General features: G+C 70.5%; 18 protein-coding genes and 1 pseudogene. 9 read left to right on the top strand and 10 right to left on the bottom strand.

Translation table 11 applies throughout. The features are described 5' to 3' along the window. On the bottom strand, positions 1 to 156 hold a 156-nt coding region (locus ABZ078_RS41775), incomplete at its 3' end, for a transposase (RefSeq protein ID WP_356583764.1). 145 nt (positions 157 to 301) lie between these two features. On the opposite strand from ABZ078_RS41775, the gene ABZ078_RS41770 reads away from it, so the two are divergent. Both ABZ078_RS41770 and ABZ078_RS41765 read left to right on the top strand, forming a co-directional pair. Beyond that, positions 302 to 1,150: a multicopper oxidase domain-containing protein gene (locus ABZ078_RS41770; RefSeq protein WP_356583763.1), complete on the top strand. Its 849-nt coding sequence runs from the start codon at positions 302 to 304 to the stop codon at positions 1,148 to 1,150. Positions 1,151 to 1,304: 154 nt separating this feature from the next. After that, entirely contained in the window at positions 1,305 to 1,835 is a 531-nt protein-coding gene (locus ABZ078_RS41765; RefSeq protein ID WP_356583762.1) for a hypothetical protein, read from the top strand. A gap of 1,524 nt (positions 1,836 to 3,359) precedes the next feature. Here the strand turns inward: ABZ078_RS41765 and ABZ078_RS41760 are convergent. The 3 genes and pseudogenes from ABZ078_RS41760 to ABZ078_RS41750 all read right to left on the bottom strand — a co-directional run. Continuing rightward, positions 3,360 to 5,027 (bottom strand): annotated as a pseudogene (locus ABZ078_RS41760) (DNRLRE domain-containing protein); the annotation flags it as partial. 567 nt (positions 5,028 to 5,594) lie between these two features. Then, positions 5,595 to 5,918, bottom strand: a complete 324-nt coding sequence (locus ABZ078_RS41755; RefSeq protein ID WP_356583761.1) for a hypothetical protein — start codon at positions 5,916 to 5,918, stop codon at positions 5,595 to 5,597. 1,001 nt (positions 5,919 to 6,919) lie between these two features. Next, the gene (locus ABZ078_RS41750; protein ID WP_356583760.1) at positions 6,920 to 7,885 is read right to left on the bottom strand and encodes a pirin family protein; all 966 of its coding nucleotides are present in this window, start codon (positions 7,883 to 7,885) and stop codon (positions 6,920 to 6,922) included. Between the two features lie 123 nt (positions 7,886 to 8,008). Between ABZ078_RS41750 and ABZ078_RS41745 the strand changes: the two genes are divergently transcribed. The 3 genes from ABZ078_RS41745 to ABZ078_RS41735 are packed head-to-tail and all read left to right on the top strand — an operon-like array spanning position 8,009 to position 9,398. Continuing rightward, positions 8,009 to 8,500 (top strand): MarR family transcriptional regulator, encoded by a 492-nt coding sequence (locus ABZ078_RS41745; protein WP_356583759.1) that lies wholly within the window; start codon positions 8,009 to 8,011, stop codon positions 8,498 to 8,500. Next, positions 8,497 to 9,000: a MarR family transcriptional regulator gene (locus tag ABZ078_RS41740; protein WP_356583758.1), complete on the top strand. Its 504-nt coding sequence runs from the start codon at positions 8,497 to 8,499 to the stop codon at positions 8,998 to 9,000. The genes ABZ078_RS41745 and ABZ078_RS41740 overlap by 4 nt, the downstream gene beginning before the upstream one ends. A gap of 50 nt (positions 9,001 to 9,050) precedes the next feature. Next, positions 9,051 to 9,398 (top strand): tetratricopeptide repeat protein, encoded by a 348-nt coding sequence (locus ABZ078_RS41735; RefSeq protein WP_356583757.1) that lies wholly within the window; start codon positions 9,051 to 9,053, stop codon positions 9,396 to 9,398. A 122-nt stretch (positions 9,399 to 9,520) separates the two neighbouring features. Here ABZ078_RS41735 and ABZ078_RS41730 read toward each other — a convergent pair whose 3' ends face one another. Beyond that, on the bottom strand, positions 9,521 to 10,927 hold the full coding sequence (locus ABZ078_RS41730) for a PepSY-associated TM helix domain-containing protein (RefSeq protein ID WP_356583756.1): 1,407 nt from the start codon (positions 10,925 to 10,927) through the stop codon (positions 9,521 to 9,523). A 145-nt stretch (positions 10,928 to 11,072) separates the two neighbouring features. On the opposite strand from ABZ078_RS41730, the gene ABZ078_RS41725 reads away from it, so the two are divergent. After that, complete coding sequence (locus ABZ078_RS41725) at positions 11,073 to 11,717, top strand: peptide deformylase (RefSeq protein WP_356583755.1); 645 nt, start codon at positions 11,073 to 11,075, stop codon at positions 11,715 to 11,717. A 132-nt stretch (positions 11,718 to 11,849) separates the two neighbouring features. Next, a complete protein-coding gene (locus tag ABZ078_RS41720) occupies positions 11,850 to 13,436 on the top strand; it encodes an ABC-F family ATP-binding cassette domain-containing protein (RefSeq protein WP_356583754.1) in 1,587 nt (528 codons plus the stop codon). A 77-nt stretch (positions 13,437 to 13,513) separates the two neighbouring features. Here ABZ078_RS41720 and ABZ078_RS41715 read toward each other — a convergent pair whose 3' ends face one another. Beyond that, entirely contained in the window at positions 13,514 to 14,947 is a 1,434-nt protein-coding gene (locus tag ABZ078_RS41715) for an NAD(P)/FAD-dependent oxidoreductase (RefSeq protein WP_356583753.1), read from the bottom strand. Positions 14,948 to 15,079: 132 nt separating this feature from the next. Here ABZ078_RS41715 and trxA point away from each other — a divergent pair, with 132 nt between their 5' ends. Then, positions 15,080 to 15,466 (top strand): thioredoxin, encoded by a 387-nt coding sequence (gene trxA / locus ABZ078_RS41710; RefSeq protein ID WP_356583752.1) that lies wholly within the window; start codon positions 15,080 to 15,082, stop codon positions 15,464 to 15,466. Positions 15,467 to 15,475: 9 nt separating this feature from the next. Here trxA and ABZ078_RS41705 read toward each other — a convergent pair whose 3' ends face one another. From ABZ078_RS41705 to ABZ078_RS41690, 4 genes are read right to left on the bottom strand one after another with little or no spacing between them, the layout of a single operon-like run. Next, complete coding sequence (locus tag ABZ078_RS41705) at positions 15,476 to 16,912, bottom strand: benzaldehyde dehydrogenase (protein ID WP_356583751.1); 1,437 nt, start codon at positions 16,910 to 16,912, stop codon at positions 15,476 to 15,478. A gap of 30 nt (positions 16,913 to 16,942) precedes the next feature. After that, positions 16,943 to 18,121, bottom strand: coding sequence for a 4-hydroxybenzoate 3-monooxygenase (locus ABZ078_RS41700; RefSeq protein ID WP_356583750.1), 1,179 nt, complete (start codon positions 18,119 to 18,121; stop codon positions 16,943 to 16,945). Positions 18,122 to 18,169: 48 nt separating this feature from the next. Then, positions 18,170 to 19,216 (bottom strand): LacI family DNA-binding transcriptional regulator, encoded by a 1,047-nt coding sequence (locus tag ABZ078_RS41695; protein WP_356583749.1) that lies wholly within the window; start codon positions 19,214 to 19,216, stop codon positions 18,170 to 18,172. A gap of 46 nt (positions 19,217 to 19,262) precedes the next feature. After that, on the bottom strand, positions 19,263 to 19,937 hold the full coding sequence (locus ABZ078_RS41690; protein WP_356583748.1) for a helix-turn-helix domain-containing protein: 675 nt from the start codon (positions 19,935 to 19,937) through the stop codon (positions 19,263 to 19,265). A 99-nt stretch (positions 19,938 to 20,036) separates the two neighbouring features. Between ABZ078_RS41690 and ABZ078_RS41685 the strand changes: the two genes are divergently transcribed. After that, a complete protein-coding gene (locus ABZ078_RS41685) occupies positions 20,037 to 20,600 on the top strand; it encodes an NAD(P)H-dependent oxidoreductase (RefSeq protein WP_356583747.1) in 564 nt (187 codons plus the stop codon). Positions 20,601 to 20,628: the final 28 nt, after the last annotated feature.

Genomic DNA, 20,628 nt, shown 5'->3' with positions numbered 1-20,628 from the left:
CCAGGTGCAGCCCGTGGTGGCTACGAAGATGATCGCGGCCAGCACCTCTCGATCGCCGTAGCGGCGCCGACCGCCGCCTTGCGGCCGCGATGGAGCAGGTGGAAGCACCCGCTGGAACAACTCCCACAACTCGTCCGGCACCATGCGCTCGACCATCACCACAGATGCAGACTACCCGGCACTCCAAATGAGACGACGTCTTAGGCCGTGCCCAACGGCTTCCCGCGTCCCCGCGACGCGAGCGAGCCGTGTCCGGACACAGCCCGAACGCCCCTTTGCGCACTGAGAAGAGGACCTCTTCGTGAACAGCCTCAACCGTCGCTCCGTCCTGCTCGCCGGACTTGGCGCCGCAGGCACCGGCGTGCTCGCCGCCTGCAGCAGCAACAGCCCCAGCAGCCCCTCCCTTGTCAGCCCTTCCGGCTCCCAGGTCACCCGCACCGAGAAGAAGCGGGCCGGCACGGGCAAGGTGCACCGCCTCAACCTGACCGCCGCGCCCGCCGTCCTCGACCTGGGCGGCGGCACCACAGCCAGGTCCTGGGCCTTCAGCGGCCAGGCCCCCGGCAAGGAGATCCGCATCTCGGCCGGCGACACCCTCGCCGCCAAACTGTCCAACCAGCTACCGGACAAGACCCCGACTCCATCCACTGGCACGGACTCGCGCTGCGCAGCAACATGGACGGCGTCCCGCCGGTCACCCACGGCGGTGCGGGCCGGAGCCAGCTTCACCTACCGGTTCATCGCCGACGCACCCGGCACGTCCGGGATGGACAGCGGCTCGGACGATTCGTCCAGCTCCTCCTCGTCCGGCCACGACATGGGGGACATGGACGGGATGGACATGGGCGGCGAAGGCACGGGCCAGGACAGTCCCTCACAGCCGCACTGCCGCCGTCCGGCCGTCCGGCCGTCCACCACCATGCGGCTGCGCCGGGGATCGGTCCACAGGCTGCTCGGGCTCAGGTGCGGCGCCGTGGTGCTCGTTCAGGTCCATACCCGCCTCCTTCTGATCGGCGGGAGCATGACTGCCCGGCACATCCACTCCAACATCCCCCTGCAAGAGGGCACTCGGGCGGGCCTGGGACTCGCCAGCCAGACGAACATCGCCGTTGGACTCCGCCACCACACCCGCGCGACGCAAACTGTCCGCTGATCACCCTCGGCATCATGTGATCAACCAGGACACGTCACCCGAACGACGGCGCCCTGGGACGGCTTCGGTGATCCTCCTGACCGGAAAGAACACTGCTTCCAATTCGAGGGGACTATGCTGTTCGGGACTCAATTGATGATGCGTGAGGTGTTCCTTGAGCAGGTTGCTCGATGCATGCGAAACCACAATTAGTCCGGGTTATCGCCTGTTGGGTTTGTTCGATACAAGTGTCGACACGTATCAACCGCATACAGATCCAGCGAATTGGCTGCTTTCTGCTCCCGGCATGGTGTATCTACAGGTGCCGTCTCAGGTGATAGAGACTTCCATACGACTGGAGAGCTGGTCCAGCACCCCTCCGGAAGGTACCGGGGAATGGTCTGGAAAGGATGAGGTCGAAGTAGAGATTCCCGTTGGGGAACTTGCGCTTGAGATCATCGCCGGCGGGTTCAAGCCGATTCCGCTCATCCTGCCCTCTCCCGGCCTGTACAGAATGCGATGGAAGTGGGTATTCAACCCCGAACGCGGCCCCTTCATCTCCCCGTTGGCAGGACGCCAGGACACCCTGCCGACGCTGCCGGGCCACGAAGAGGAGTTGAACGGCAAAGATCAGTACTGTCTCGTTCAGATCTGGCGGGTGGCCGCCGGTGACAAGAGCGGGCGCAGTGCAGGAGAACCGGGCTGAATGCGTGCGGGGCCGGCTTGCCGAGCCGGCCCCGCAACAGATCATTTCTGAGCGGGACAGCCCCGATCAGTCGCCAATGGTGATGATGAACGGATCATGGCTGAGGATCCGGTCATTGTCGTACCAGGCAGCGAGGCGGCGCCCTGCTTCCTGGTTCTCGACGCGGTCGACGTAACGGACGGAGAAGTCGTTGAGATACGCATCTCCTTCGTACCTGTGGCGCGCGGCCCCTTCGTAACTCGAGGCAAACGGGAATTCGTCACAGTCGTGTGGCGGATCTCCCTCAGCGGGACGCCCCGGTACGGCGCTGTCGGTGCAGGTGGAGGATACGACCGAGCGGTTGGCGTTGTAGCGTTCCAGCTCGGTCGCGCCGTAGCCGGGCACGAGGCGGTGCATCGGGTCCAGCGCTTCCCCGCCGGGAAGGTTCTTGTCGCTCTGCGCGGGGAAGGTGCTGCTCGGGTCATCGAGGGCGTCCCCGATGTGGTCCGCGACCTCGGCCACTCCAAGGTACGGCTCTACCGGCGCGGTGGGATCGCTTGTGTCGCTCCTGTCGTAGCGGAGGGCCGGTGTGGCGTCGGGGAACACGGAACCCACTTGGGCGCGCTGGTTGTAGGCGGCGCTGTCGAAGCGCACCTCCCCCTGCTCGCCCTCGGAGGGTATGAGCTGGGAGTAGCCGGGGATCGTGAACTCGAGGACCGGGGTGAACAAGCCCGTGGCGATCTGGTCGCCATCGGCGACATCGGGCAGCTTGGGCGCAAGTGACCACAGGTCGAACTTTGTGTCGCCGTCGAACTTCCACTGGCTGGGCGAATCACTGCGGCCGGTATGGACGCCGGGCTGGCAGGCGTCCTCTGCCGTGGGGTCGCCCGGAACTCCGATGTCCCAGTCTCCCTCGCACTCCAGCTTCGCTTCCAACTTGGCGCCGGCCTTGTTGAAGTCGCCGCTGGAGAGGAAGACATCCACATTGAAGTCGAATTCGGCGAACCGGGTCAGCGTGCTGTCGCCCAGACCGCCTATCTGGCCCCGGCCGATAAGGGTGTTGGTCGAGATGAAGGTGCCCTGCAGATAGCAGCCGGGGGGCCACAGGCCGCACCTGATCGCCGGCATGACCGTCAAGGTCTCCTGGCAGTACGAGAACCGGTTCTTGATCCACCCGGCTGCGTTGTCCGAGTCGTCAGCGTTGTGGCATTCGTCGACATCGGCGATGTATTCGTATGGATCCAGGCCGTTGTTCTCGGGCTTGCGGCCGCGGATGAATCTCTGACTGGGAACGGTGTACGTGCGCTCCCAGGCAGCGCTAGCCCCGGCAGTCGGCCCCTGTGTCGTGCCGGACGCCGCCTTGGATGTGCCGGACGCCGCCGCGGCAGGCTGCTCAGCTGACGGGCCGGTGCGTGGTTTGATACCGAGCGCTTCCAGATTGCCGTCCCTGTTCAGGACTTGCTCAACCTGGGCGGGGTCGGCGATCAGCGCGGGGTCGTTGATCGTGTAGGTGTCGCCGGGCTGGAGACTGGTGGGAATGCCGGCGGCGGCGGTCTCCACGACGAACGTCCGCCACGGGGACCAGCCCAGGTTGTAGTGGGTGCCGTCGTAGGCGTTGGTGCGGAACTTGTACATCTTGCCGTCGACGAGTTGCCCGCCCGGGACCTGCACGGTCGCCCACTCGCCGGGCGTGACGAAGTCGGAGACGAGCACGCCGTCTCCGGCCGGCGTGGTGATCGGCGTGTTGGTTTCCGCGTCGTAGACCTGGAAGCTGCCGCTGACCTTGTCGCCGTCCGCGTCCGCGAACTTGTCCCTGAGCGTCGGCGTGAGGGTGTTGACACCCCACACGTCGTTGTAGGTCTTGAAGGGCGGACCAGCCTGCTGCGCCGTGCCGTCGGAGGGGCGGTAGTTGTAGGTCACGGTCAGCTTCGGCTGGTTCGTGGTGGCGTTGCCGGAGTTGACGCGTTTCCAGGCGCGGGTGTCGTCGGTGGCCGCACGCAGGCCCATGTAGCCGCGGGTCGCCTTCGCCGATGCCCAGGTCTGCACGAGGGTGTCGACGTCGGCGTTGATCCACCCGTCGGGTTGGGTGCCGGTGCAGTCGGGGTTGCCGCGGGTCTGGGTCGAGGAGTGGTACTGCTGGTTCCAGGTGGGCTGGTTGGTCCACCTGGAGGAGGTGGATGCCGCGGTGGTGTCCCAGACGGTCCAGGACTGGGTGGCGCAGTCGGTGTTGCCGGAGTGGAAGTTCCACAGAGCCAGGTTCGTGTCGATGATCAACGCGTCCTGGATGGGCGTGGTGTTCCAGTGGATGAAGGACCGGGCTACGCGGGTGGTGCCGTCCGGGTTGGTGGTGCCGGGGTTGCCGAAGTCGAGTTCGGTGTCGGCGGACCAGTCGACCGTTTCGCCGCGTTGCACGTAGGTGTCGAAGGTGGAGGCCAGGGCGGAGGTCGAGGGGTCGACCGTGACCGGGTAGCGGGTCTTGGGGTCGGCGAGGAACTCCGCGCTGGGCGTGACGACCAGGTCGATGCGGCCGGTTCCCTTGTTCACGACCTTCATGTCGACGCGGGACCGGCGGACATGTTCGCCGGACCGCTTGTCCACCGATGCGTCCCACATGACCGGGGCGGGCATCGTCGCGCGCCGTTCACCGGTCTCGGTGTCGGTGAACGTCACCGACCCGTCCTTGTTCGCCTTGGCCTTCAGCCCCTTGGCCTTGACCGGCAGCGTGTAGGAGTAGGCGCCGGAGGGCCTTTCGTCGATCTCCACGTACTGCTCGAAGCCGGTCCGCGTCGCCTCGACGATGACGTCGGCGCCGGGCACGGCCTCCCGGTAGCGGGCGGTGGTGCCGTCCAGCTCCGGCGCGGGAAGACCGCCCTTCCACTGCAGCGTCACCGCCTGGTCGCCGGTGCCGAGCGTGACGAGATCGCGCGGGGCGGCATCCTTGGCGGCGGCCAGCGAGCGCGGCGCGGTGCCGCCCTTCCCGGCCAGGCGCAGCCCGTTGGGGTGCTCCTTCGCCTTCACGGTTCCGTCGCCGGCTCTGGTCAGGGTGGCATCGACCTTGCGCCACTTGCCGGCCCGCCAGACCCGCTCGGGCCCGGAGGTCAGTTCGGTGGTGAGGGTGCCGTCGGGGTTGGCCACGGTGTAGGAGGTGGCCGTCGTCTCGTCGTGGGCGACGACCTTCTTGCCGGCCTTCTTCGCCTCGCTGATCGCCCACACCTTCGAACCCTTGGCGTGCCGGGCCGCCCCTTGCGCTTTGGACGGCTGGGAAGCCTTGGCCCGCTCGCTGGTCGCCTCCGCAGTGGGCTCCGGCGTGGGAGCCGCGGCGGCCTGGCCAGTGGCGGCGATGCCGACCTCGGCAATCAGAAGCAGTGCGGCGGCCGCCGCGAGCCGGTTGCGTCTTCTGCGTCTTTGCGTGGTGAGTTGGGTGGATGGGTACACGAAGTGCCGTGTCCTTCCCGCTAGGTCAGACTCAAACACCTGTGCGAAAACCGCACGGGCGGTAGAACTTTAGGCGGGAGACCAACACCCATGGAGCCGATTTCAGGACGCGTGGATTCCGTTCAACTCCCCTGGCAGCAGGTGCCCTTGGCGTAAAGAGGATGCGCATGCCAAACGTTGGATGGATCACAGCGGACGCTCAGGCGACGGGCCGCAGGGCGCATCGCAGCGAGGCGAAATGGTGCCGACACTGACAACCTCCATGGCTGCTGCGGCCGGATATCGACCCTGCGGAGATGCCACCGGATTCGGCGAAGACGTCAAGTCCGTTTCTGGTTGAAGCTCCTACGCCTCGTCGGGCTCGGGCGGCTGGTGGTAGGCGCTCAGGAGCCCTTCGATGCGCTGGTTGTCAATGGACTGCCGGTCGTACAGGCACTTCGCATACCGGCTCAGCAGGACCTCGACGCTGCTCCCGGCCCGCTGAGCGACCTCAGCCGGGTCGGCGCCCGCACACAGCCAGGTAGACAGCGCCGAGTGCCGCAGGTCGTACGGGCGCTTCGCGAGCGGGGTACTGGTAAGGGCGGGAGGCAGGGCAAGGTCGCGGGTCTCGTGCCAGACCCCGTGGTAGGTGGTGTAGGCGAGGACTCCGCCGCGTTCGCTGAAGAACAAGCCGGCCGTCGTCAGCTGTGCCGAAGGTGGCGACGTGCTCGCGCCACAGGGCCACCAGATGCGGGGGCAGCGGCACCACCCGTGTTTCTCCCGGCGGGCGGTTCTTCAGCCCGCGCTCGTCGTGGTTCCGGCCGGTGTCGGTCCACCGTTCGCCCGCCTGGGGAAGCGTGCGGTGCACGACCAGCCGCCCCCAGCCCGTTCGGGGCAACCGGCAGTCCGGCAGCGCCGCCGCGACCGCCTCCTCCGGACGCAGACCCGCGTAGTACATGCCGGCGAAGAACCCCACCAGCCGACGGCCACGAGCCCGCCGATAGCCACCCACGTAGGAGACGGCGCTCAGCAACTCCCGTGCCCGGTACGGGTTGGCCACCACCCGCGGCTCCACCGCGACGGCCGGCTTGGGCACCCGCCACCGGATGTTCTCCAGTGGATGGACTGCCCAGTTCGCCCCGCTCCACGGCGTAGTGGAGGGCATGTACCAGCACCTTGCGCTCGCGCCGCATCGTCTCCACCGCCGCCTCACCCCCATCGAGCTTGCGGCGCAGTGACTCCAGCACATCACGCGCCAGGACCGGATCGTGCAGGTCGACCAGGGGCCGGGATGCCTTCGCCACCCGCTGCAAGACCAGCCGGTCCTCCGCCGGCAGCTCCCGCTGCTCAGGCCCGGGGACGACGAAGGCCCAGTGCCGCAGGGCACGGCGCACGAGCTGCCCGTTCGGCCGGCCGGGCACGTCCCAGCACATCGCCAGGGTGATCGCCGTGAGGGCGCCGCTGACCTCGTCGCGGGTCTTGGCCGCACGACCGGGCCAGTGCGCCCTCGCGTACTCGGTCGCGAAGGAGTACCAGCTCCTCTTGGATGGACCGCGGGGCCGTACATGGGGCTGGCGCCCTGGGCCAGGCCCGCGCGGATGGCCCGCACCAGCTCCGCACCGAACTCGCCGGCCATGTCCGCAACCGCGCTACCGCGGTCCTGGGGGTTTTCACTGACGCGTTTCCGCCGGTCAGCGCACCCTTCCCCGCGGTTTCAACGGCACCGACGGCAGCTCCGGTGCGGGCAGTGGAGCCCCGTCGTACCCCTTCACTTCCCCGAACCGGGAGCCTTCCATCCAGTCCCGACGGGCCTGTTCGATCTCCTCCTGAGATCGCCCGATCCAGTTCCAGAACATGATCAACTCCTCCTCGAACGGCTCGCCGCCGAGGAGCATCAGGCCGGCGTCGGACTCGGCGCGCAGCGGGAGTTCGGTGCGTCCGCAGCCGAGGTAGAGCATGGAGCCGGGCAGTACCGGAACGCCGTCCACGTGGGCCTCGCCGGACATGGACAGGACGGCGTACTCGAAATCCGGCTCCAGCGGGAGCCGGACGTCGGTGCCGCGCGAGAGGGCGAGGTCGGCGCCGACGATCGGGGTGTACGTCGTGCCGGGCGAGGTCGCGCCGTCCAGGCCGCCGAGGATCAGCGTGGCCGTCAGGCCGGGCGCTGTGATGACCGGCAGCTCGGCATGGTGTTCGAAACGCGGGTCGGTGTGGCGGTGGCCGTCCGGGAGGGCGACCCAGAGCTGGGCTCCGTGCAGGAAGCGGGCGTGGGACTTCGGGCTCTCCTCGGAGTGGCTGATCGCCCTGCCGGACGTCATCAGGCCCAGCTCGCGAGGGCGGATCGTCTGGAGGCTGCCCGTGGAGTCCCGGTGCAGCACCTCGCCCTCGTGCAGCCAGCTCACCGTCTGCAGTCCCATGTGCGGGTGCGGCGGCACCTGCATCCCGGGCTCGTCGGCGATGTCGTCGGGGCCGTAGTGATCGACGAAGCACCAGGCGCCGACCATGCGCCGACCCAGGTTGGGCAGCAGACGACGGACTTCGCTGGACTCGCCGAGCTTGACGTGGCGAGGGCTGAGGAGTTCGCGTACCGGCTCCGCCACGACGAAACCGCGGCCGCCGCAGATGGCGGGCGCCGCCTCGCGATCAAGATTGCTCATGGCGCCCAAACTAGTCCCGCCGGGCCGCCACGTCAGTCCGTCACTCGGGGCTGTCTCGATGCGATTCAGAAAAATAGAAGCCATAGAAGCCATGGATATAATAGCCATGTACGGTATTGGCCCATGAGCAAAGGTTCCGAAAGCGCCTCGCCCGGGTTCCTGGTGTGGCGCCTGTCGACGAAGTGGCGGGTCGCGGTCGACCGGGCCGTGACGCCACTGGGGCTCACACACGCGCAGTACGCGCTGGTGGCCTCGCTGTACGGCATGCAGCGCCGCGGAGAGCGCCCCAGCCAGCGCCGCCTGGCCGACCACACCGGGCTCGAACCGCTGTACGTCTCCAAGCTGGCGCGATCCCTCGAAACCGCCGGTCTCATCGAACGCACGCGGGATCCCCGCGACCCGCGCGCGGTGCAACTCGCTCTGACCGGACTCGGTCGCGAGCGGACCCGGCAGGCGATCGAGGTCGTCCAGGGCCTGCTGCAACAACTGCTCGCGCCCCTCGGTGGCCTGGACAGCGCGCGCACGCGGGAGTTCACCCGCGAGTTGGCCACCTTGCTCGACGCACCTCTCGACCCGTTCGCCACGGACAGCGAGTCCGACAAGGAGCAGTCATGACCACCACCACTCCCCCGCTCAATCCACGCGTCATAGCCCTGGCCCACTACGCGAGCCGAGCACTGCTGGAGAACGTGCTGGCCCGCCACGGCGCCACCTTCCAGCAGTCCGTCACCCTCCGACTCGTGGCCGTCGCCGACGAACCGGTCGACAGGGACCGCCTCGTCGACGGCGTCGTGGGCGCGCTCAAGATCGACACGACGGAGGCGCACTCCGTGGTCGACGAGCTGATCGCCGCGAAGCTGCTCGCCCCTCAGGAGCCGTCGCGGGTGCGGATCACGGACGCCGGACGGGAGCTGTACGACGTGATCACCGCAGGGACCTCCCCCATCACCGCCCGGATCTACGCCGGTATCCCGACGGAGGATCTGGTCGCCGCCGGGCGTGTGCTGACCCTCATCACCGAGCGGGCCGACGCGGAGCTCGCGGCCCTGACCCACGTGACCCACCAGCCGACCAACCACGTGACCCACCACGTGACCCACCATGTGACCAAGTAGTGGAATATTGAACCACCCTCGTCCGTTGGCGCCCTCGAAGGAGGTCAGCAGTGGACACGACGTACTACGACCACGGAACACCGGCCGAGCGCTGGGAGCGCGCGCAGATGTTCTTCGACGCCAAGGACTACGCCGCCGCCGCGCGCGTCCTGGGCAAGCTGGTCGAGGAGGTGCCGGAGCAGACCGGGCCGCGGCTGCTGCTGGCGCGCGCCTACTACCACTCGGCCCAACTTCGGCGCGCGGAGACAGAGTTGCGCGCCATCGTCGAGAGCGACCCCGTCGAGCAGTACGCCCGGCTGATGCTGGGCCGCACCCTGCAACGTCAGGGGCGCCACGAGGAGGCGGAGCCGCACATGCGTCTCGCCTCCGCGCTGGCGGGCGACTTCGAGCGGCTCTGAGCGCTCTCAGCGACTGAGCGGCTCTCAGCGCATGGCAGGGGCCTGGTTCCCCCCGGAACCAGGCCCCTGAGTCTGCCTGCCCTCTCCTCGATCGCCTCAGCGGGTTCTGTTCTCCTCCTCTTCTACGTCACCTCGGCGGGCTTCCGCCTGCCTCGCCGGTGGGCGATCTCCCCGAGGACGACGTCCACGGCGATGAACGCGGCCAGTGAGATGCCGAGCAGCGGCACGAAGTAGCCGAGCACGGCGACGACCGCCACCAGCGGGACCAGGATCTGCGCGGGCACCTGCTGCCAGGCGCCGCGCGGGACGGGCCGGCCGAAGGCGGAACCGCGGCCGCGCCGCCACCACATGCGGTAGCCCCAAAGGATCAGCAGGATCAGTGAGGCCGCGAGCAGCATCAGGGCAATCTGGTTGACCAGGCCGAAGAGGACACCCGTGTGCAGGTCGATGCCCCAGCGGGTCAGCTTGGCCAGCACCGGGTGGTCGGCGAACCGCAGCACGTCCGTGACCTCGCCGGTGCCCGGGTCGATCGCGACCGAGTCCTGCTTCGTCGGCCAGCTGCGCTGCACCTGCCGCACCACGTACGCGGACGAGGCGTCGGCGGGCGGCACGATCTCCACCGGATCACCCAGGCCCTCGGCACGCGCGGCCGACAGGACCTTGTCGAGGCCGACGCCGTGCTCGCCGCTCCCTCCGGTGCCGGTGCCGGTTGCGGCGCCGTGGCCACCGTGGTCGCCGCCCGCCGAGGCCGACACGGACGGGGTGGCCTGGCCGAGGGAGGTGCGCAGCTCGTCGATGTGGGCGCCGGCGTGGGCCGACCAGGTCAGACCGGTCGCCGAGAGGAAGAAGAACCCGGCCGCAGCCCAGACGCCGACGGTGCCGTGCAGACCGAGCGTGCGGCGGCGCCCGCTGGTCCCGCGGACCTTGCGCAGGGCGCGGCGGCGGGAGAACCACAGCACGAGGCCGCCGGCCGCGATCACCCACAGCCAGCTCGCGGCGAGCTCGCTGTAGAGGCGGCCGGTCTCGCCGAGGTGCAGATCGCGGTGGAACTCGTCGATCCAGGTGCGCAGGGGCAGCGCACCGGTCGCGCCGTACTGTTCGAGGGCGCCGCGCACCTCGGCGGTGTACGGGTCGACGAACACGGCGAGCGTGTGGTCGGCGGGTACGCCCTTGACGCCGGACAGCAGCACCCTGGTGGACGCGTCGTCCTGAGGGGAGGGGCGTACCGCCGAGATCGTGCCCTCGGGGTGGGCCTTGCGGGCGGCGGCGACCTGCTGGGAGATCGGCAGCTTCTCGTCGCCGACCGGAACGGTCATCTCATGGGCGTACACGATCCTCTCGGCCTGGAACGCGCCGGCGTACAGGAAGCCGGTGGCCGCGGCGACGAGCAGGAACGGCGCGACGAGCACTCCGGCGTAGAAGTGCAGACGCAGGATCAGCGGGCGCAGCGGCGCCCATCTGCTGGGCGGCGACGGCGGGGCGTCGGGCTGCGCCGCCTCCTGCGTGGTGGTCGTGGAAGCGGTGGGCATCGCGGCTTCTCCGGGGAGCGAGGACGGTTCTGTGCTGTGGCGGTCCAGTGGTCGGGGGAAGGGGCCGTCGAGTTCCCGGCAGTTCAAGTGGCGTACGTCACACAGGAGTCGGCGGGGTGCGAGCATGCCGTGGCATGCTGGCGCGATGGCACTTCCGAGCGAGCGCGCACCCCTGGCCGAGCAGGTCGAGCAACTCCTGGCGCGGGGCGGCCCGTTGACCATCGTGACGGCCGGCGACCCGGTGCTGCGACGGCCCGGCGAGCGTTTCGAGGGCCAGTTGGACCCGGCCCTGCTGGCCCGCTTCGTCGACGCCCTGCGCATCACCATGCACGCGGCGCCGGGCGTCGGCCTCGCCGCACCGCAGGTCGGTGTGCCCCTGCGGATCGCGGTGATCGAGGATCCGGCACCGGTGCCGGAGGAGGTACGGGTGGCGCGCGGGCGGGAGCCGCAGCCGTTCCGGGTGCTGGTGAACCCGTCGTACGAACCCGTCGGCGCCGCACGTGCCGGGTTCTTCGAGGGCTGTCTGAGCGTGCCGGGCTATCAGGCGGTGGTGGCCCGGCACGCCGAGGTGCGGCTGACGGGCGCCGACGAGCACGGGCGCGCGGTCGACGAGGTGTTCACCGGGTGGCCCGCCCGAATCGTGCAGCACGAGACGGACCACCTCGACGGCACGCTCTACCTGGACCGGGCCGAGCTGCGCTCGCTCACGTCGAACCAGGCCCTGGTCGAGCGCTGGGCACAGCCGACACCGGCGCGAGCGGCGCGGACGCTGGGTTTCGAGCTGCCGTAGCGGACGAAAACCAGAGGCGACCGGGACGGCTTCGTCGTTACCCTGACCGTATGTCCACGCCCCGAATTTCCTAGCCAGGGACCCGCTTCCACGCCACCCGTGTGTCCTCTTGCTTGTTCGGAGCGTCTTCTCATGATCACCGTTAGTGGTGTCGACGTGCGTGTGGGCGCGCGTCTGCTGCTGTCCGACATCTCCTTCCGCGTCTCCCCCGGCGACCGCGTCGGCCTGGTCGGCCGCAACGGCACCGGAAAGACCACCCTGTTGAACACCCTGGCGGGCACCCTGCGCCCGGCCGCCGGCACGGTGACCCGCACCGGTGACGTCGGCCACCTGCCCCAGGACTCCCGCGCCGCCGACCCGACGGTCACCGTCGCCGACCGCATCCTGTCCGCACGCGGCCTCGACGAGGCCGTACGCGCCCTGCGGCGGGCCGAGGAGGCCATGGCCGACGGTACGCGGCGCGCGATGGACGCCTATGTGCGTGCCGAGACCCGGTTCCAGGCCGCCGGCGGTTACGCGGCGGAGGCCGAGGCAGCCCGGGTGGCCGCGGGGCTCGGCCTGACCGCCCGGCTGATGGACCAGCCGCTGGGCGCGCTGTCGGGCGGCCAGCGGCGCCGCGTGGAGCTCGCGCGCATCCTCTTCGCCGAGCACGGCACCCTGCTGCTCGACGAGCCGACGAACCACCTGGACGCGGAGTCGGTCGCCTGGCTGCGTACCTTCCTGGCCGGCCGGCAGGCCGGGCTCGTGCTGATCAGCCACGACACGTCCCTGCTCGCCCAGACGGTCAACCGGGTCTTCCACCTCGACCCGCGGCGGGCCACGATCGACGTCCACAACACGGGCTGGGACGCCTATCTCGCCCAACGGGAGGCCGACGAGCGGCGTCGGGCGCGCGAGCGGGCGAACGCCGAACGCAAGGCGGCGTCGTTGCGGGTGCAGGCCGGGAAGATGCGCGCCCGCGTGTCGACGGCCGTGGCCGCGAGGAACATGGCCCGCCGCGCCGACCGCATGCTCGCCGACCTCGAACCGGTCCGGCGCACCGAGAAGGTGGCCAGGATCCGGCTGCCCGAGCCGGCGCCCTGCGGCCGGATCCCGCTCGGCGCCGTCAGCCTGACCAAGTCGTACGACGGCCATCACGTCCTGCGGGGCGTGGACCTGGCGGTCGACCGGGGCAGCCGTATGGTCGTCCTCGGCGCCAACGGCTCCGGCAAGACGACCCTGTTGCGCGTCCTCGCCGGTCAGGAAAGGCCCGACGAAGGGCGGGTGGTCCACGGGCACGGGTTGCGTCTGGGCTACTTCGCCCAGGAACACGACACACTGGACGCGGAGTTGACGGTGGGCGCGCAGTTGGCGTCCGTCGCCCCGCGTCTGACGTACGGCGAAGTGCGGCGCGTCCTGGGCTCGTTCCTGTTCACCGGCGACGACGCGGACAAGCCGGTCGGTGTGCTGTCCGGCGGTGAGAAGACCCGTCTGGCTCTTGCGGGCCTGGTGCATTCCGGCGCGAACGTCCTGCTTCTGGACGAGCCGACCAACAACCTCGACCCGGCCTCCCGCGCCGAGGTCCTGGCCGCGGTGGGCTCGTACCCCGGCGCGATCGTCATGGTCACCCATGACGCGGGCGCCCTCGCGGCGCTGCGCCCGGACCGGGTGCTGCTGCTGCCGGAGGCGGACGAGGACCTGTGGAGCGAGGAGTATCTGGAGCTGCTGTCGGCTCGGTAGCCGGCGCCGCGCGCGCCAGGGCGCGACCGCCGAGGTACGACGGTCGCGCCCGGTGACGAACTCCCCTGCCGAGACCGTCAGTCGTCCCGGTAGGACTCCAGCAGCCGCAGCCACACCTCGCTGATCGTCGGGTACGACGGAACGGCGTGCCACAGCCTGCTGATCGGCACCTGGCCGGCGACCGCGACCGTCGCCGAGTGGATGAGTTCGCCCACGCCGGGACCGACGAAGGTGACGCCGAGGAGGATCTCGCGGTCCAGGTCGACGACCATACGGGCACGGCCGCGGTAGCCGTCGCCGTACAGGGACGCCCCGGACACCGAGGCGAGGTCGTAGTCGACGGCGCGGACGCGGTGGCCGGCCTGTTCCGCCTCCGCCAGGGACAGGCCGACGGCGGCGGCCTCGGGGTCGGTGAAGACGACCTGCGGGACGGCCGCGTGGTCGGCGGTGGCGGCGTGGGCGCCCCACGGGTCCGACTCCAGCAGGGGGACGCCGGAGGCGCGGGCGGCGATGGCCGCGCCCGCGATACGGGCCTGGTACTTGCCCTGGTGGGTGAGGAGGGCGCGGTGGTTCACATCGCCCACCGCGTACAGCCATTCGCTGCCGGTGACGCGGAGGCTGTCGTCGACCTCCAGCCAGGAGCCGGACTCCAGGCCGACCGTGTCCAGGCCGATGTCGTCGGTGCGCGGGGCCCGCCCGGTCGCGAAGAGGATCTCGTCGGCCTCGATACGGTCGCCGGAGTCGGTGCCGACCACGACGATGCCGTCCTTCCGGGTCACCGACTCCACCGACGTCCCGGTGCGGACGTCGGCGCCCGCCTCGGTGAGCGCTTCGGCGACGAGTTCGCCGGCGAAGGGCTCCATGCGGTTCAGCAGGCCCTTCCCGCGCACGAGGAGGGTGACCCGCGAGCCGAGTGCCTGATAGGCCGTGGCCATCTCGGTGGCCACCACTCCCCCGCCGACCACGACCAGCCGGCCGGGCACGGACTGGGCGCCGGTCGCCTCACGGCTGGTCCACGGCCTGACCTCGGCGAGTCCGGGCAGATCGGGCAGGACGGCCCGGCTGCCGGTGCAGACGGCGACGGCGTGCCGTGCGGTCAGGACGTGCCGTACGCCGTCGGGGCCGGTCACCTCCACCGTGCGGGGTCCGGCGAGGCGGCCGTGGCCGCGGTGGAGGTCGGCACCGATGCCGCTGAGCCATCGGACCTGGCCGTCGTCCTGCCAGTTCGAGGTGTACTCGTTGCGCCGGGCGAGGACAGCGGCCGCGTCGAGGGGGCCCTGCACGGACCGGCTGAGGCCGGGCAGGCGGCGGGCGTCGGCCCGGGCGATGACCGGGCGCAGCAGGGCCTTGCTGGGCATGCACGCCCAGTACGAGCACTCGCCGCCGACCAGCTCGCTCTCCACGACCGCGGTGGACAGACCGGCCGCACGGGTGCGGTCGGCCACGTTCTCCCCCACGGGCCCGGCCCCGAGCACCACGACGTCGTACGCGATGGAATCCGTTTCCGTCATGGGGTCAGTCTTACGGGTGGTGTGCGGCGTGGCCACACGGGTACGCGCGCGGAAGCCACGACGGAATACGCGGCCGTACGGCCATGTTGTCGACGACGGTTTCGCCCCGACACCAGGAAGAGGGAAAACGCCATGAGCAGCACCGTGGAGCTCACCAAGGAGAACTTCGACCAGACGGTCACGGACAACGAGTTCGTCCTGATCGACTTCTGGGCGTCCTGGTGCGGGCCATGCCGTCAGTTCGCCCCGGTCTACGAGAAGGCGGCCGAGGAGAACCCGGACCTCGTGTTCGGCAAGGTGGACACCGAGGCGCAGCCGGAGCTGGCCTCCGCCTTCGGCATCCAGTCGATTCCCACGCTGATGATCGTCCGGGACCGGGTCGCCGTGTTCGCGCAGCCGGGTGCCCTGCCCGAGGCCGCCCTCGCGGACGTCATCGGGCAGGCCCGCAAGCTCGACATGGACGAGGTGCACAAGGCGGTGGCCGCCCAGCAGGAGCAGGCCGAGCAGAACGGCCAGTGAGGCCCGGGGCTAGAACGGGTACGCCGCCACGTCGCCGCGCACCGTCGTCCAGCGGACCTCGGTGAACGCGTCCAGGTTGGCCTCGCCGCCGAACCGGGCGCCGGTGCCGGAGGCGGCGATGCCGCCGAAGGGGGCGACGGCCTCGTCGTTCACGGTCTGGTCGTTGATGTGCACGATGCCGGTCGGGATGCGCTCGGCCAGGTCGAGGCCGCGGGCGGCGTCCCGGGTGACGATGCCCAGGGAGAGGCCGTAGGAGCTCGCCGCGGCGAGGGCGGCGGCCTCGTCGACGCTGGTGAAGGGGCGTACCGGCGCGACCGGGCCGAAGACCTCCTCGGCGTACGCGGGGGTCTGGTCGTCGACGCCGGCGAGCACGGTCGGCCGGTAGTAGAGCTGCTCGTGGGTGCCGCCGGCGGCCAGCTTGGCGCCCCGGGAGGTGCTGGCCTCGACCAGGTCGTGGACCTTGCCCAGTTGGCCGGAGTCGATGAGCGGGCCGAGGTGGACCTGGGCGCGGTGCGGGTCGCCGACCGCGAGGGAGTCGGCCTTGGCGGCGAGGCGTTCGACGTACTCCTCGTACAGGGACTGGTGGACGAGGTGCCGTCCGGTCGTCATGCAGATCTGGCCCTGGTGGAAGAAGGAACCCCAGGCGGCCGTGGAGATCACCGCGTCGATGTCGGCGTCCTCCAGCACGATCAGGGCGGAGTTGCCGCCGAGCTCCAGGTGCGCGCGCTTGAGATGACGTCCGGCGGCCTCGCCGACGGCCCGGCCGGCGGCCGTGGAGCCGGTGAAGGAGATGACGGGCACGCGCGGGTCGGCGACCAGCGCCTGGCCCGCTTCCGGGCCGCCCGGCAGGACGTGCAGCAGCCCCTCGGGCAGTCCGGCCTCGGCGAAGACCGCCCCGAGGGAGAGGCCGCCGCAGACCGCCGTGCGCGGGTCCGGCTTGAGCACGACCGCGTTGCCGAGCGCGAGGGCGGGGGCGACGGAGCGTATGGAGAGGATCAGCGGGGCGTTGAACGGCGCGATCACGCCGACGATTCCGACGGGCACCCGGCGCGTGTAGGACAGCCGGGGCGCCTCGCTGGGCAGCACCTGCCCGGCCGGGCGGGAGGCGAGCGCGGCGGCCTCGTAGCACTCCTGGGCGGCGACGTGCAGCTCGAAGTCGGCCTTGCCGGGGATCGAGCCGGACTCGCGGACGAGCCATTCGCGCAGTTCGTCGGCGTGTGCGGTGAACAGGTCGCCGGCCTTGCGCAGTACTGCGGCCCGGACGAAGTGCGGCAGACGCGCCCACTCGGTCTGAGCGGCCAGGGCGGCCTCCGTGGCCGTGCCGACGTCCTCGGCGCCGGCCAGGGTGACGGTGCCGAGGGTGTCGCCGGTGGCGGGCTCGGTGACGGCGCACTCGTCTCCCGACAGTGAGCTGGACTGCCAGGTCTTGGGGTCGAGCAACGGCATTGCGACTCTCCGTTCGATCACCGGCGGGACTCACAGAGGGAGCGGAAGTCCCGCGTAGTTCGCCGCCAGTTCGGCGGCCGCGTGACGGGATGCGGTGATCCGGCGCAGGCGCGCGAGCTGCATCCGGTGATCGAACGCATCCCCATTTGGTTGAGTGTGCAACATCTTAGTCATGTCGTCCGAGAAGCGGGTGGCCTGCCACACACGTTTCAGACACAACTCGGAGTAACTGTCGAGAAGTTGCGCGTCCCCCGAGAGGCAGACGTCGGTGAGCGCGCGGGCCAGCACCCGTACGTCCGAGACCGCGAGGTTGAGGCCCTTGGCGCCGGTCGGCGGGACGATGTGGGCGGCGTCCCCGGCCAGGAGCAGCCGGCCGTGGCGCATCGGTTCGTGGACGTGACTGCGCATCACCGTCACGGACTTGGCGGTGATGGGCCCGCGGTTCAGCGTCCAGTCGGCGTCGATCGCGAAGCGGGCGTCGAGTTCGTCCCAGATCCGCTCGTCGGGCCAGTCGCCGGCGTCGGTGCCGTTCGGGACCTGGAGGTAGAGCCGGGAGACCGACGGTGAGCGCATGCTGTGCAGCGCGAAGCCGCGTTCGCCGCGCGCGTAGATCAACTCTTCGCAGGACGGCGGCACTTGGGCCAGGACACCGAGCCACGAGTACGGATACTCGTGCGCGTACGAGCGGCCGGCCCCGGCCGGGAAGGCGTCGCGGGAGATGCCGTGGAAGCCGTCGCAACCGGCGACCCAGTCGCAGATCAGCGTCTCCTCACGACCTTGGCGCAGGAACCGTACGACGGGCGCCTCGCTCTCCGGCCGCTCGACGGCGAACACCTCGGCCCCGAACAACAGCGGTGGCCCGTCGGCGAGTTGCAGTGCGACGAGGTCCTTCACGATCTCGGTCTGGGCGTAGATCGTGACCGTACGGCCGCCGGTGAGGGCCGGGAGGTCGATGTGATGGCGTTCCCGGTCGAAGCGCAGCTCGATGCCCTGGTGCACCAGACCCTCGGCGTCCAGCCGCTCGGCGGCACCGGCCTCACGCAGCGCGTGGACCGTGCCCTGCTCCAGCATCCCGGCCCGCTGCCGCCGCTCGACGTACTCCCGCGTCCGCCGCTCCAGGACCACGCAGTCGATGCCCGCGCGGTCCAGCAGACGGGCGAGCAGCAGCCCGGCGGGGCCACCGCCGATGATGCCGACCGTCGTGCGCATCCCACGCCTCCCAGGCTTCGACCGTACGTCGACCGGACGCACGCCGCCTCAGCTGGACTCCCGGTGCACCACCGTCGCCCCCAGCACCTTGTGCCTCTCGGGCGCGGCACCGGGACTGCGCACCGCGCGGTCGACCAGCTCCGCGAGCTCGCGGCCGGACGGCAGTTCGATGTGCACCGTGCTCAGTCTGGGGCGCAGCAGGCGTCCGAGCATCAGATCGTCGGCGCCGATCACGGCCGTGTCGGCGGGGACGCGGACGCCCTCGTCCTGGAGGGCGCGCATCAGCAGCATCGCGTACTCGTCGTTGTAGGCGAACACGGCGTCGAGGCCGAGGTCGCGCCAGCGGGCGGCGAGCCGCGCGGCGGATCCCTCGTCGTAGGCGAGGGGCAGGGCGGTCACGGTGGCGTCCGTGCCGTCCAAGGCGCGGCGCGCGCCTTCGAGGCGGGGCGTGGAGAAGGACTCCAGGCCGTGCTCCTCGGGCATGACGACGCCGATGCGGCGCCGGCCACGGTCGTACAGATGACCGGCCGCGCAGTGGCCGACGGCCTCGTGGTCCATGAGCAGGGCGTGCGCACCCTCGACGGACTCGGGGCCGAGCGTGACCACCGCCCGCGCGCCCGACCGCTTGAGCACGCTCACCCCCTTCGGGCACAGCCCGGAGCCCGGCACCAGGACGGCGACCGGGCGCAGTTCGGCCCAGGCGCGGGCGGCGTCGTCACCGTGCAGACCGCCGCTGCCGTGCTGGACGACCGTGTAGTCGAGGCGGCCGAGCGCGGCCTTGAGGTCGCCGAGGAACTGGCTGTAGAGCGGGCCGACGGGGAAGCTCGGAGCGGGCATCAGCACCATGCGGCTGTGCCCGGCGCGCAGGCTGCGGGCGGCGGCGTGCGGGACGTACCCGAGTTCCTTCGCGGCCTCGTGGACACGGCGGCGCGTGGGCTCGCTGATCCGTACGGCAGTGGTGTTGTTGAGGACGTAGGAGACGGTCGCGCGCGAGACGCCGGCCAGGCGGGCCACATCGGCGCTCGTGGGTACCGAGCGCTGTGCGGGGAGAGCGGGCGCGGGCGTTTTCGGTATCTGCACCATGACGTAGCGCATCTTCGCAGAAACTCTGAGCGAGGTTCCGCTCGGGGTGCTCGCCCGCTCACGCCCCGGTTCCGGTCACGCGGGCGACCAGGTCGAGCCAGCCCTTCTCCAGCCGCTCCATGGGCATGCCGCTCTGCCTGGTCAGGTGGTTGATCAGGGCGGGGTCGAGAGAGGCCAGGAGCGTCCGGGCGAGGAGGTCGCAGTCGGCGTCCGGCTGGATCTGCCGCAGCAGCATCGTGACGTGGGTGTGCAGGGCCTGGTACGAGGGGTGGGCGAAGCGGCGGGTCGGCTCCGGCTGGGCGGCCAGTTGCAGGTCCAGCTGCTCGACCGAGCGGTACAGCACCGCCAGGCCGAACGCGCGCAGCCGCTCGACCGGCGGCGCCCCGGGGCCGAGCGGCGGGGGCCCGCCGAGGAAGTCGGCCTGGAGCTTCTTCGCCGAGTGGTCCAGCAGCGCCGTCAGCAGGCCGGTGCGGTCGCCGAAGCGGCGGAAGACCGTCCCCTTGCCCACGCCGGCCGCCGCGGCCACCGCCTCCATGGTGACCCCGGCCGCGCCGTGCTCCGCGATCAGCCGGGCGGCGGCCTCCAGCAGGCGGGCGCGGTTGCGGGCCGCGTCGGCGCGCAGGCAGCGCTCGTCGGGGCCGGAACCGACCTCCAGCAACTGAGGGGTGGCGGCGGGTTCCTGAGGCGGCGGGAAGGGGGGCAGGACGGCGGACATGAACCCAGCGTAAAGCATGGGGAATGAAACTGGACCGCGGTCCGGTTAAGGTGCTACAAATTAAACCGGACCTCGGTCCGGATCCTCGCGGCAGTGTCTCAGCATCCTGGAGTTCGCATGTCTGTTCGCATCCTCGCTCTCGTCGGCAGCCTTCGCGCCGGTTCGCACAACCGTCAGCTCGCCGAGGCGGCCGTCAAGCTCGCACCCGAGGGCGCCGAGGTCGTGCTCTTCGAGGGCCTGGCCGACATCCCCTTCTACAACGAGGACATCGACGTCGAGGGCAGCGTCCCCGCCGCCGCGACCAAGCTGCGCGAGGCCGCGCTCGCCTCCGACGGGTTCCTGCTGTTCTCCCCCGAGTACAACGGCACCATCCCGGCCGTGCTGAAGAACGCCATCGACTGGCTGTCCCGGCCCTACGGCGCCGGCGCCTTCGGCGGCAAGCCGGTCGCGGTCGTCGGCACCGCCTTCGGCCAGTACGGCGGCGTGTGGGCACAGGACGAGACCCGCAAGTCCGTGGGCATCGCCGGCGGCAAGGTGCTGGAGGACGTCAAGCTGTCCATCCCCGGCTCGGTGACCCGCTTCGCCGAGACGCACCCGGTCGACGACGCCGAGGTCGCCGCCCAGCTGACCGAGGTCATCGCCCGCGTCCACGGTCACGCCGACGAGGCGGCCGCGGCCTGACCGGACCACAGGTCCCCGCGAAGAGGCC

Origin of the sequence: Streptomyces sp. NPDC006385, assembly GCF_040612485.1 — a bacterium.
Taxonomy (GTDB): domain Bacteria; phylum Actinomycetota; class Actinomycetes; order Streptomycetales; family Streptomycetaceae; genus Streptomyces.
The sequence above is the reverse complement of the archived record's forward strand: the minus strand, read 5'-3'. Positions and strand labels throughout refer to the sequence as shown.

Bases quoted from the DNA above. Each gene is read 5' to 3' on its own strand.
- ABZ078_RS41750 (WP_356583760.1), bottom strand. From the start codon at position 7,885: ATGAGCAATCTTGATCGCGAGGCGGCGCCCGCCATCTGCGGCGGCCGC.
- ABZ078_RS41745 (WP_356583759.1), top strand. From the start codon at position 8,009: ATGAGCAAAGGTTCCGAAAGCGCCTCGCCCGGGTTCCTGGTGTGGCGC.
- ABZ078_RS41740 (WP_356583758.1), top strand. From the start codon at position 8,497: ATGACCACCACCACTCCCCCGCTCAATCCACGCGTCATAGCCCTGGCC.
- ABZ078_RS41730 (WP_356583756.1), bottom strand. From the start codon at position 10,927: ATGCCCACCGCTTCCACGACCACCACGCAGGAGGCGGCGCAGCCCGAC.
- ABZ078_RS41725 (WP_356583755.1), top strand. From the start codon at position 11,073: ATGGCACTTCCGAGCGAGCGCGCACCCCTGGCCGAGCAGGTCGAGCAA.
- ABZ078_RS41720 (WP_356583754.1), top strand. From the start codon at position 11,850: ATGATCACCGTTAGTGGTGTCGACGTGCGTGTGGGCGCGCGTCTGCTG.
- ABZ078_RS41715 (WP_356583753.1), bottom strand. From the start codon at position 14,947: ATGACGGAAACGGATTCCATCGCGTACGACGTCGTGGTGCTCGGGGCC.
- trxA (WP_356583752.1), top strand. From the start codon at position 15,080: ATGAGCAGCACCGTGGAGCTCACCAAGGAGAACTTCGACCAGACGGTC.
- ABZ078_RS41705 (WP_356583751.1), bottom strand. From the start codon at position 16,912: ATGCCGTTGCTCGACCCCAAGACCTGGCAGTCCAGCTCACTGTCGGGA.
- ABZ078_RS41700 (WP_356583750.1), bottom strand. From the start codon at position 18,121: ATGCGCACGACGGTCGGCATCATCGGCGGTGGCCCCGCCGGGCTGCTG.
- ABZ078_RS41695 (WP_356583749.1), bottom strand. From the start codon at position 19,216: ATGCGCTACGTCATGGTGCAGATACCGAAAACGCCCGCGCCCGCTCTC.
- ABZ078_RS41690 (WP_356583748.1), bottom strand. From the start codon at position 19,937: ATGCTTTACGCTGGGTTCATGTCCGCCGTCCTGCCCCCCTTCCCGCCG.
- ABZ078_RS41685 (WP_356583747.1), top strand. From the start codon at position 20,037: ATGTCTGTTCGCATCCTCGCTCTCGTCGGCAGCCTTCGCGCCGGTTCG.